The organism is Mesotoga sp. UBA5847 (assembly GCF_002432735.1).
Classification (GTDB): Bacteria; Thermotogota; Thermotogae; order Petrotogales; family Kosmotogaceae; genus Mesotoga.
Map to the genome: position 1 here is coordinate 90,049 of NZ_DJGL01000014.1, position 10,664 is coordinate 100,712.

13 protein-coding genes and 2 tRNA genes are annotated in these 10,664 nt (G+C 45.3%); all 15 read right to left on the reverse strand.

Annotation, left to right across the window (positions count from 1 at the left end):
• Positions 1-53: 53 nt before the first annotated feature.
• The 15 genes from nusG to B3K91_RS01795 all read right to left on the reverse strand — a co-directional run bounded on the left by nusG (position 54) and on the right by B3K91_RS01795 (position 10,658).
• The gene (gene nusG, locus B3K91_RS01725) at positions 54-1,121 is read right to left on the reverse strand and encodes a transcription termination/antitermination protein NusG (protein WP_099828958.1); all 1,068 of its coding nucleotides are present in this window, start codon (positions 1,119-1,121) and stop codon (positions 54-56) included.
• A 25-nt stretch (positions 1,122-1,146) separates the two neighbouring features.
• Entirely contained in the window at positions 1,147-1,353 is a 207-nt protein-coding gene (gene secE, locus B3K91_RS01730; protein WP_099828957.1) for a preprotein translocase subunit SecE, read from the reverse strand.
• 35 nt (positions 1,354-1,388) lie between these two features.
• On the reverse strand, positions 1,389-1,556 hold the full coding sequence (rpmG, locus tag B3K91_RS01735; RefSeq protein WP_099828956.1) for a 50S ribosomal protein L33: 168 nt from the start codon (positions 1,554-1,556) through the stop codon (positions 1,389-1,391).
• A 29-nt stretch (positions 1,557-1,585) separates the two neighbouring features.
• Positions 1,586-1,672: transfer RNA gene (locus B3K91_RS01740), tRNA-Tyr, on the reverse strand.
• Positions 1,673-1,688: 16 nt separating this feature from the next.
• Positions 1,689-1,764: transfer RNA gene (locus tag B3K91_RS01745), tRNA-Thr, on the reverse strand.
• A 95-nt stretch (positions 1,765-1,859) separates the two neighbouring features.
• Entirely contained in the window at positions 1,860-2,093 is a 234-nt protein-coding gene (locus tag B3K91_RS01750; protein WP_099828955.1) for a DNA-directed RNA polymerase subunit omega, read from the reverse strand.
• Entirely contained in the window at positions 2,090-2,707 is a 618-nt protein-coding gene (gene gmk, locus B3K91_RS01755) for a guanylate kinase (protein WP_214060215.1), read from the reverse strand. The genes B3K91_RS01750 and gmk overlap by 4 nt, the downstream gene beginning before the upstream one ends.
• A complete protein-coding gene (locus B3K91_RS01760) occupies positions 2,704-3,003 on the reverse strand; it encodes a DUF370 domain-containing protein (RefSeq protein ID WP_099828953.1) in 300 nt (99 codons plus the stop codon). Before B3K91_RS01760 ends, gmk begins: the two co-directional genes overlap by 4 nt.
• A 12-nt stretch (positions 3,004-3,015) precedes the next feature.
• Complete coding sequence (locus B3K91_RS01765) at positions 3,016-3,888, reverse strand: YicC/YloC family endoribonuclease (protein WP_292592587.1); 873 nt, start codon at positions 3,886-3,888, stop codon at positions 3,016-3,018.
• A gap of 56 nt (positions 3,889-3,944) precedes the next feature.
• Complete coding sequence (locus tag B3K91_RS01770; protein WP_292592589.1) at positions 3,945-5,072, reverse strand: cysteine desulfurase family protein; 1,128 nt, start codon at positions 5,070-5,072, stop codon at positions 3,945-3,947.
• Complete coding sequence (gene ligA / locus B3K91_RS01775; RefSeq protein ID WP_292592591.1) at positions 5,069-7,066, reverse strand: NAD-dependent DNA ligase LigA; 1,998 nt, start codon at positions 7,064-7,066, stop codon at positions 5,069-5,071. The genes B3K91_RS01770 and ligA overlap by 4 nt, the downstream gene beginning before the upstream one ends.
• Position 7,067: 1 nt before the next feature.
• Positions 7,068-7,409 (reverse strand): holo-ACP synthase, encoded by a 342-nt coding sequence (acpS, locus tag B3K91_RS01780; RefSeq protein WP_099828950.1) that lies wholly within the window; start codon positions 7,407-7,409, stop codon positions 7,068-7,070.
• Between the two features lie 6 nt (positions 7,410-7,415).
• On the reverse strand, positions 7,416-9,725 hold the full coding sequence (locus B3K91_RS01785; RefSeq protein ID WP_292593901.1) for an endonuclease MutS2: 2,310 nt from the start codon (positions 9,723-9,725) through the stop codon (positions 7,416-7,418).
• A complete protein-coding gene (locus B3K91_RS01790) occupies positions 9,706-10,140 on the reverse strand; it encodes a SoxR reducing system RseC family protein (protein ID WP_292593903.1) in 435 nt (144 codons plus the stop codon). Before B3K91_RS01790 ends, B3K91_RS01785 begins: the two co-directional genes overlap by 20 nt.
• A gap of 14 nt (positions 10,141-10,154) precedes the next feature.
• On the reverse strand, positions 10,155-10,658 hold the full coding sequence (locus tag B3K91_RS01795) for a hypothetical protein (protein ID WP_214078161.1): 504 nt from the start codon (positions 10,656-10,658) through the stop codon (positions 10,155-10,157).
• Between the last annotated feature and the right edge of the window lie 6 nt (positions 10,659-10,664).

Below are 10,664 nucleotides of genomic sequence, written 5' to 3' on the forward strand. Positions count from 1 at the left end.
TTACTTACCTCCTTGTGGTTAACGGGCTATTCCCTCCCACTCTTTCTTGTAGATTAGACGATTCTTTCAACCTCAGATAGGCTGAGGATAACCGGTGTTTCTCTTCCGAAAATGCTCACAACGACTTTCAGTTCCTGTCTTTCAGGATCGAGACCCGTCACTTTTCCAACAAAGTCCTCAAACGGACCTGTATTAATTCTGACGACCTCTCCGATATCAAACTCAACTTCAATCTTGACAGGACCACCTGAGTGCTCTTCATACTCTTCAATACCGACTAATCTGAGCAGAGCCTTTATTTCCTTTTCCTTAAGCTGCACAGGCTGTCCACCTACAGAGACGAAGTTCACGACGTTCGGAGTATTCTTAACGAGGTTCCACGTCTCTTCGTTCATTATCATCTCAATAAAAACATATCCAGGATACAATCTTGTCCGGATGATTTTGAAGATCTTTATCTCTTTCCGTCCAGGGAGATCGGAAATCTCGATCCTTCCCTCAGTCTTGGAAAAGATCTTCCTTGTATCTCCAAACAACTGTCCGCGCTTCACAAGATTACCCTTCTTAGCTACCTTGGCGTCATAACAATCGGGGTGAACAAGATAGACATCTTCTTCGCCGTTCTCTTTTTCAACAACGATGCGCTTCATCTTCTGTGTATATACTATCTTTCCATCCAGCTCACAGAAGTACTCACCTTGCTTTGCAAGAGGCATTCCCTGCCTTATCCTCGCACCCATTTTTATTCCGGTCTCAATTTTCGCGCTTTCGGGAATGTAGTAAGTCTTCGTATATCGCCTATCGGCAGTTTCAATAAAGATAACTCGGTAGTTCTTTACTTCCGCCACCGTACCGTCGTTTTTCACCTTTATTTCTACTTCTTCAGCGACAGGGTCTCCTTTTGCCACATCCTGATTGTCCTTTACAAGAAGCCTGGCGTTGGCGGGGACAATATACTTCTCGGCAGCGACATTGGTTCTATCAAGTTTCGTCTCTTCCGGCACAAGAATCTTGCCAAACATGTGCGAAACACCGAAAGACTCTATCTTAATCTGAATTGCCTCTCTGATAGAGTTTTCGAGACCAGAGTAAGTCTGAATTATGAACCATCTCTTTCGCACAGTCAATCACCAACGTAGAACAGCATTAAACGGCGCCTGTCAAGAAATTGAGAAGCGACCCGATTACATTAGTAAAGAGAATATCTAGAAGAGCAAGAAAAGCTCCCGCCACTACCAGAATGACGAGCACGGCACCTGTAGACGAAATCATCTGCTCCCTGTTAGGCCATGTCACCTTCTTAACTTCGCTCTTTACTTCGGAAAGGAACTTCCAAAACTTTGCCTTGGCCATGGGATTCCTCCTGACTCAGTTGAAACGACTCAACCTTACTTCGATTCCTTGTGCTCGGTATGCTTTCTGCACTTTGGACAGTACTTACTCGTGTCCAGCTTATACTTCTTCTGGCGGTTCTTGAACCTGTAATAGTTTCTAGTACCGCACTCAGAACATTTCAACGTTACAAGAACCTTATTTCCCTTAGTTTTCTTTGCCATTGCTTGCACCTCAACAGTAGCAAAATTAATGGTGGTAAGGGGTGGGTTTGAACCACCGAAGGCGTTCCGCCAGCGGATTTACAGTCCGCCCCCTTTGACCACTCGGGCACCTTACCACCGATAGTTAACCTATGGAGCCAACGAAGGGACTTGAACCCCCAACCTGCTGATTACAAATCAGCCGCTCTTCCGATTGAGCTACGTTGGCCCGACGCACGATACTTATTATATCTAATGACCTTATCCCTGTCAACAAGGCAAATAAAGTATTTTCTGCGTTTGCCCGAACATGAAGTGATCCGGTTACTTAACTTTCGGTACAAGGATCATCAGCATTTCCTCATTTCTTATCCTGATGTATCCTTCTTCTAGCTCCTTCAACGCTACGGTGATCTTATCACCTGCAGCCCTTACCGTTGCTGCATCAAGCTTTGGGCGGCCAAAGTCCTCAAGGTCTTCCGCTCTCTTAGCAGCAGCCACAGGAATTGCATACTTGTGCCTTATTCTCTTCAAAAGCAAATCATAATTGATTATCATGTAGTTTTCTCCTCAAACAGGAATCTTTCTCCCTTTTCTTTCACGATTCTATCAACGCGGAGCCTTGCTGCGGTGATGATAGCCTCAAGTTGATTTACCGAGTGGTTTAAGTTATCGTTAACAACAAGATACTGAAAGTGTTTTACCTGTTCTAGTTCCCACTTCGCATCTTCCAGCCTAACCTTGAGCGATTCGGTGTTCTCGGTTCCCCTCGCTTCGAGACGCTTGACCAGCTCACCATAAGAGGGTGGAGCCACAAATATATAGACTGCGTCTGTAAGCTCCCTCATTACTGACATCGCTCCCTGAATATCTACATCCAGCAAAATATCTCTACCCGAATCAACACTCTTTCTAACTTGTGTTCTGGATGTTCCATAGTGATTCCCATGAACCTTGGCCCACTCCAGAAACTCCTCTTCTTCTCTAAGTCTTCTGAATTCATCTTGCGTCACGAATATGTAGTCTTTCCCATCGACTTCTGTCGGGCGTCTCTTTCTTGTAGTATAAGAAACCGAAAAATCAAGATCGCTGTTGGCCTCAAGCACTACCTTCAGTATTGAGGTCTTTCCCGCCCCTGAAGGGCCGCTAATCACAAAAACTATGCCTTTCATTCTTCAAAGCTCTGTCCAGAAACCCTTATGTCTTCCAGAAGCTTCTCAATATCGCTGAAAGTCTGCATGAATCTGGAAGCGATCGTCTCGGGTTGAATAGCTGAAAGAATTATGTGGTTACTATCGGTGATGACGATTGCCCTGGTCTTTCTTCCATAAGTGGCATCAATAAGCTTTCCTTCGTCTTTTGCAACTTCCTTAAGCCTTTTCAGCGGCGCGGATTCGGGATTGACTATCGCGATAACTCTGTCACCTATAATTACGTTTCCGAACCCAACGTTAATGAGTCCGTACAAGTGAAACACCTCCTACTCTATGTTCTGAACTTGTTCCCTAAGCTTATTGACCAGTGTTCTACCTTCGATGGAAAGATTGGTTATCGCAAGCTTCTTCGATTTCGATGCAATGGTTGAAAGCTCTCGATGCATCTCCTGGCAAATGAAGTCCATCTGCACTCCACTCTCTTTGTCAGTTCGCATAACTCCCCTGAACGACTTCAGATGAGAGTGCAACCTTACGATTTCCTCCGATATATCGGCCCTTTCAGCTAGAAGCGCTACCTCCTGCTCCAATCTATTCTCGTCAAACTGACCTTCAATAATCGTCTCGATTCTCTTCTTCAGGAAGTCGCGATAGTACAGAACCATGTCCTCAGAACTAGTAAGAAGCTCATTAGCAATAACTTCAAGTCTATTAAGATACTCGCTCATCGCTAGAGCAAGGTTCTGTCCCTCCCTTTCTCTGTCTGCGTTGAGCTGATCCAAAGCTTCAATAAGCAGTTCTTCAATAACACTCCAAATTTTGTCTGCGAGGTCTTCAGAAGGTCTGCTCCTGAAAATCTCCTTGAACCTGGCCATCGAATCGACAGAAACCTCACCGGCTAGTTCAAAACGGTCCTTAATCGTTTTCAGAGAGTTGAAAATCGAGGAGGCTATACCATAGTCAGGCTGGAGAAGATCATCGCTGTCCGCAAGAGATATGTCGATCTTTGCTCTTACCGTCCCTCTCTTGAGGTTTTCCTTTATAAACCTACTTGCTCTCATTTCTAGCTCAGAGAAAGCATCTCCTATGTTTATATCAACATTCAAATACTTCGAATTGACTGTTTTCAGTTCCACGAATGCGTTTACGCCGCGAACAGCCTTTTCGACCCTCGCATATCCGGTCATGCTCCTGAGCAACTATATCACCTCAAAGGCAATTAAATCTAACTACAGTCAATTATAACCGTTTGTGGCTAGAATTTCAAAAGAGGAATCGTTTTCTTCAGTTTTTCTATCAAATCCTCCACATCTTCCTCTGTTGTGAATCTTGACATACTTATTCTTATTGATCCCGAGGCAATCGATGGACTTATTCCCATCGCATCTAGAACATATTGACCTCCATCATTTCTTGAAGAACAAGCCGAAGAGGTACCAACAAAAACGCCTTCTTCTGATAAAGCATTAACCAAAACTTCTGATCTTATTCCGCAGAAAGATGCATTTACTGTGTTGCAGATGGAGCACTCAGGAGTATTGATATATCCTCCTAGCTCAACAACAGCTCTAGATATTCGATTCTGAAAGTCTTTCGTTATTCCGGATGCTTTCTCCATACAATCCAGAGCTCTTTGCATCGCTATCGAAGTCACTAAGACGCCGGGCACGTTTTGTGTACCGGAGCGCAAACCTCTTTCCTGATTTCCTCCTGTGAGCATAGGTTTGATTGGAGATCCCCGTTTGACGAAGGCGATTCCAACACCTTTCGGTCCGTGAAATTTGTGAGAAGAGAACGAAGCGTAATCGCAAAACGAGGATTCCGGAGTGAAGGGAATCTTCCCGATTGTCTGTACAGCATCGACGTGATAGAGAAGATCTAGACCAACTAACTCTCTGCCTATCTCCTCGAAAGGCTGGATCGCGCCTGTTACGTTATTCACAGCCATTACAGAAACGAGAAAGGTCTCGTCATCTACTTCTCTCAGGAGCTTCTCGGCCTCAACTATTCCGTTGCTTTCGGGCGGAATCTCGACATAGTCGATATCGAGAATTGCCTTAAGATCTTTGAGTGTATTGAGAACGGCCTTATGCTCGATTGAAGTCGTCACGATCTTCTTCTTCTTCCCCCTGAAGAAGACCGTGGACCTCAAGATCCAGTTTATCGTCTCGGTCGCACAAGAAGTAAAGAAGATTTCGCTGGAATTGCAAGAGAGACATGAGGCCACCCTTGCACGCGCCTCCTCCAGCATTCTTGACTGCTTCACACCAAAGGTATGCATAGAATTCGGATTAGCGTACTCTTCAGTACAAAGACTTGCCATCAGTTCGGCAAGATCAGACTCCATTTGAGTAGTAGCATTGTTGTCAAAGTAACGAATCAAGATCCTACCATCTCCTCAAATTCCTTCTCATCGATTATCTGCGTTCCGAGAGAACGAGCCTTCTCCGCTTTCGACCCCGGGTTATCCCCGACAAGAACGTAATCGGTATTCTTCGAAACCGAAGACATAACCTCTCCTCCCAGTTCAACAATCCTCTCCTGAATTTCCTTTCTAGAATAGCTGGGAAGAGTTCCCGTTACCACGAATTTCATACCCTTCAGCGGCTTTGGACCATCACGACTTTCATCTTGTGTATTGACGAATCTCATCAATTCTTCGATCTCTTCTCTCACGGATTGAGCAGATAGATGCTTTCTTATTTCTGAGGCCAACTGATCGCCTATTCCCGAAACTGCTTTCAGATCCTTTTCACTTGCAGACATGAGTGCTCTTAAACTTCCGAAGCTGTTAGCAAGATCCTTCGCAAGTTTGGATCCTACTCCTGGAATACCAAGCCCAGTTATAACCTTGAATAGCGGGTTATTCGTGCTCTTATTAATTGCCTTGATGAGATTGTCCGCCATCTTCTCCCCTATCCTTTCTCCAAGAGCCAAAAGATCTTCTTTTGTCAGTTTGTAGAGATCGGACGGGCTCTTCACAAGGCCCGATTCAACAATACGCTCGACTAGCTTTTCACCAAGGCCCTCGATGTCCATGGCCTCTCTGGAACAGAAGAACTGTATTCTCCTACCCACCTTAGCGGGGCAAGAGGGATTAAGACACTTCAAAGCAACGTCCTCTTCTCTCTCTTTGCCTACCGGTCCTTTGCAAATTGGGCACTCGGAAGGAGGTTCTATTGGCTTCTCTACACCTGATCTCTTATCAGGAATACTCTTAACGATCTGTGGAATAATCTCCCCAGCCTTCTCTACAACAACTGTATCCAAGATTCTGATGTCCCTCTCCCTGACAAAGTCGAAATTGTGCATGCTTGCCCGTCTAACGGTTGTTCCGGCCAGTTGAACGGGTTCGAGTTCAGCAACAGGCGTTATAGTGCCTAGCCGACCGACACTGAGGTTAAGACTTATAAGTCTTGTCGTTGCTTGTTCCGCCGGAAATTTGAAGGCTATGGCCCACCTGGGCGCTTTCGTAGTGTATCCCAGTTCCTCCTGATAATGTAGATCGTCCACCTTGACAACCACCCCGTCAACAGCATAGTTCAGTGTAGATTTCAGCCCAGACCACGTCTTCCAGAATTCGATTACGCCCTCCGTGCCGTCTACAGTCTTGAAATTCGGCTCAATTTTCATTCCAATAGTCTTCAACAGCTCCAGCTGCTGGCTCTGCTTTTCAAGCCGAAACCTTTCTGGCTCCACTATCTGGTAGAAGAAGGCACTCAGTCTCCTCCCTGACACTTCTCTGGGATCAAGTTGTCTGAGAGTTCCAGCTGCCGCATTGCGAGGATTTGCAAAGGGCTGAAGACCGTCTTCTATTCGGGCTCTGTTAAGGTCATTGAAGACGTCTTTCGGGAGATATACTTCTCCTCTCAGTTCAATCGAAAGACTCTTTCTGAGTCTGAGAGGTATCGATTTGATCGCCTTTATGTTTTCGGTGACGTCCTCACCGACAAAACCATTCCCCCTTGTTGCTCCTCTCACAAGCAACCCGTCTTGATACTTAAGCGATATTGACAGGCCATCGATCTTTAGCTCACACATGTATTGAACTCTTTCAATGCCAAGTGATTCTCTCACCCTCTTATCGAACTGCAATACCTCGGCCTCTGAGTAAGTATTGTCCAGGGAAAACAACCTGTGCTCATGAATCACTTCCTTGAAGGAGTCGATCGGCTTCAGGCCAACACGAACAGTTGGTGAATCAGGTGTCTTCAGTTCTGGATAACGTTCTTCAAGTTCGGTTAACTCATCCATCAGCCTGTCGTATTCAGAGTCAGATATCTCTGGATCATCCATAACGTAGTACCTGTGAGCATGATAATCGATCTCTTTTCTCAGTTCGTCGACTCTCTTCTTAGCCTCATCGAATGGAATCACGTTAGCCCCTCCCAAAGAGTATTACAACTGCCACCGCATACTCCCGCTCATGAGAAATGCTTACCGTCAGATCTTCGCCACCCAGCAGCTTCTTCAGTTCCTCGGATGGAATCGGGCATCCCTTTTCATCAACGAGAAACTGGATTTTCGAGAACTCAAGGTCTCTACGCCCGGATGCCTTGACGAAGGCCTCCTTTGCGGCGAAACGCCCAGCTGCAAACTCCATCTTTCTCCGTTCATTTCCAAGAGAATCAAAGACATCTTTCTCTTGCCTTCCGAGTACCCTGTTTGCCACAGCTTCAGACATTCGTGAGATCTTGACTATGTCGATTCCAGCTTTCATTCTTGCTTATACCTCCACAACCGTGACTCCGCTACCGCCTTCTGAAGGTGCACCAATCCTGAAGCTCTTAACTTTCTTTGAGCGTCTCAAGTAACTCCATACTCCTTCGGCCAGTTTTCCAGTGCCTTTTCCATGAATTATGCAACCCTGCTTTGTTCCATTTATCTTGAGAGTCTGGAGAAAATTGTCAATGATAATAGGAACGTCTTCAGTGACACTTCCCCTTATATCGATCTCCTGAGTCATACTCTCACTGACATACTCGAGAGAAGAGGCATCTGATTCCGACTTCAATCTTCCGATGATTTTCACTCTTGAAAACGGGACCTTCAGCGTAATCTTACCTGAGTCAATTACAACTCTATCTCCATCGACTGCACTGACGATTCCTTCTGCTCCACTATCTATAAGCGTAACGGTATCGCCGATTTCGGGTATCTCAAAATCGCCGTCATCACATGAAGAACTTCCGAAACGCTTTAATTCACTTCTAAGCTCATTAAGTCTCTTGACCGCGGTAACCTTGTCTCTTTCATTTGAAGATCTTGACATGCTAATAGCCCGTTCAATTTCCTTTATTACAGATCCTAGTCTTTCCTCAAGCTCGGCGATCTCTCTGCTGATCTCTCCATACCGCTTTTCCTTAATCATTGAAAGCTTGTCTTCAAATTCGCTGCTCTTGGATTCAAGATTCTTCTTCGTCCTCTGAAGTTCTCTTCGTTCCTCTTCTAGAGTCGACCTCTCTATATGAAGCTTCCCTATTACTGCTTCGAGATTTCTTGCATCACTATCAATATATGATCGAGCTCTTTCGATAATATCCGGTGCAAGTCCAAGTCTCTTTGAAACCTCTATCGCATTTGAGGAACCGGGAATTCCCATCAAGAGCCTATACGTTGGTCTAAGACTGGCAACATCAAATTCTACGCTCGCATTAAGAATGTCGGAACGCTCCATAGCATAGAGCTTAATTGGTGTCAGATGTGTTGTGAGGATCAATTTCGACTTTTCCAAAAGCCTCTCAACTATCGCAATCGAAAGTGCCGATCCCTCTACCGGATCAGTTCCCGCCCCCAATTCATCAAGCAAAACTAAAGAGTCACCGTCGACATTCTCAATAATTCGGATTATCCTGGATACATGAGATGAGAACGTGCTTAGACTCTGCTCTATCGATTGCTCATCTCCAATGTCTGCAAAAAGCTTCTTGAAAAGCGGGATCTCTGATGTCTGATCAGCAAGAACGGGAAGACCACAGAGCATAAGTATTACAGAGAGACCTATTGTCTTCATCGCTACTGTTTTCCCGCCGGTGTTGGGTCCGGTAATGAAAACTCCATTGATTCCCTCTTCCATAGTAAATGTTATTGGAACTACCTTCTCGTCATCGATCATAGGATGTCTGACGTCCTTCAGGAAGAAGCGACCCGATGACGAAGGCTCAATGAAAACTCCATTCCTCTTCTTGGCATATCTGCACGCTGCGAAAAGAGCATCAAGGATTCCAAGCGCTTCCAGTGAAGGTTCAAGCCTTTCAAAGGTATTGAAGAAGTAAGTCGTCAGTTCTCTAAGTATCCTTCTTATCTCCTCTTCTTCTCTCGATTGCAGAATCCTCATCGAATCATTAAGAGCAATCAGCTCTTGTGGCTCGAAATAGACGGTCGCCCCACTTCCAGAAGAGCCATGAATCACTCCCTGATACTCATTCTTCTTGCTCGCAGACAACGGCAAGACATAACGACCTTCTCTACTCAGCACTAGACTGTCTGTGAGCCCGTCTTTATACCTGTTCATTATAGAATCAAGCTTTCCTCTCAGGTTTCTGGTAAGTGACTTGAGTTCGTTTCTGATTTCCTTCAAGGCTGGAGAGGCACTGTCCTTTATCTGCCCGTCTTCCGAGATCTTCTTCTTGACTTCGTTTATAAACCCACGTTCACACCCAAGAAGAGCAACAACTTCGCCTACAGCAGTAAACTCCGAAGAGACTCGTTCAAAGAATTCCTTGAGCCGACAGATGTTCTCCATGGTAACGGCGCTTCTGTAAAGCTCTTCACAGCCAAGGCTGAAACCTCGTTTCACCCTGTTGATATAATCACTTAGATCGTGAAAGACTGAAAAAGGTGGCTCCCCCTCATTTTGAAGAATAATACTGAACTCGCTCGCTCTTCTGTAGAGTAAGTCTGTGTCATCTACTAATGGCCTAAGAGATTTGATTCTCTCTCTACCGTACCTTGAAATCGCCTTCTTAGAAATATCTTCCAGAACGCAGTCAAACTCCAGAAGTCGCAGCGCATCTTCATCGAACAAGGAATCCATCCGGTAACTCCACCCTTCTAATAATCTTTGGCATAAGCTTCTCCCTGTTTCTTCTGTCGTAAACTGCAATCAGCGCGTACACGACCACAATTGAAGCAAAAGCTGCCCCTAGGGCCAATCCTTCAGAATTGAGAATGATGTTCGTCACAATCAAAGTAACCAGGAAGACGGCTAAGGGTATTCCATAAACAATCATCGAGACCCTAGTTGCGTTTAGCTTCCCTGTCTCTATTTCCACAGTATCCCCTGGATCGACTTCTACACCATTCCTTAAGGCCTTTATGGTAACTTTCTTATCGCCCAAAGAAACGCCGCAGTTACTCTTAGAACCGCATGTAGAACAGGCTTCGGTTCGCGGCTTTTCCAGGAGCACCGTATCTCCTTTTAGCTCCTTAACAACGGCCAACTCTCTCATATCGACAACCTCCGCTAGAAACGGTAAGTAATCTCACCGCCTGCATGAACAACTGGAAGTGTTTTCGTTCCGAAGAACTGCTCTAACTCAAGGCCCGCCGCAACTCCGAAGGAAAGAAAGCCAACTCTAACGTAAACGACGGGAGTGATCGAGAAGAAGACTCCGAACTTTTCAAAGTTTGCAGCCATAAGGCCAACCCGAGAGACAACTCTTAACCCGGCGGCCGATTCCTCTGTAAGATCGTATGCATGGCCAACAAAGGCTTTAAGAACCGTGTTGAAATGACCGCTCTTATAGAATAGCTCCGAGGAAGCGGAGGAAATGAAGGAGAAGTTTCCTCCAATTTCAAATGAGTTCTTCCCTATCTGGCTAATGACATATGCTGCGTTTATTCCGTCATAGATCAGCATATCACTTTCCGACTCTATACCAGAGTAGTGAATTCCATCTATAATTAACGAAGAAAAACCCATGGAACCCAATACGATTACCATCAGGAACAACATTATCGCTTTCACACGACA

Excerpts from the sequence above, each read along its gene's own strand:
- acpS (WP_099828950.1), bottom strand. The coding sequence starts at position 7,409 with ATGAAAGCTGGAATCGACATAGTCAAGATCTCACGAATGTCTGAAGCT.
- B3K91_RS01790 (WP_292593903.1), bottom strand. The coding sequence starts at position 10,140 with ATGAGAGAGTTGGCCGTTGTTAAGGAGCTAAAAGGAGATACGGTGCTC.
- secE (WP_099828957.1), bottom strand. The coding sequence starts at position 1,353 with ATGGCCAAGGCAAAGTTTTGGAAGTTCCTTTCCGAAGTAAAGAGCGAA.
- B3K91_RS01750 (WP_099828955.1), bottom strand. The coding sequence starts at position 2,093 with ATGATAATCAATTATGATTTGCTTTTGAAGAGAATAAGGCACAAGTAT.
- B3K91_RS01785 (WP_292593901.1), bottom strand. The coding sequence starts at position 9,725 with ATGGATTCCTTGTTCGATGAAGATGCGCTGCGACTTCTGGAGTTTGAC.
- gmk (WP_214060215.1), bottom strand. The coding sequence starts at position 2,707 with ATGAAAGGCATAGTTTTTGTGATTAGCGGCCCTTCAGGGGCGGGAAAG.
- rpmG (WP_099828956.1), bottom strand. The coding sequence starts at position 1,556 with ATGGCAAAGAAAACTAAGGGAAATAAGGTTCTTGTAACGTTGAAATGT.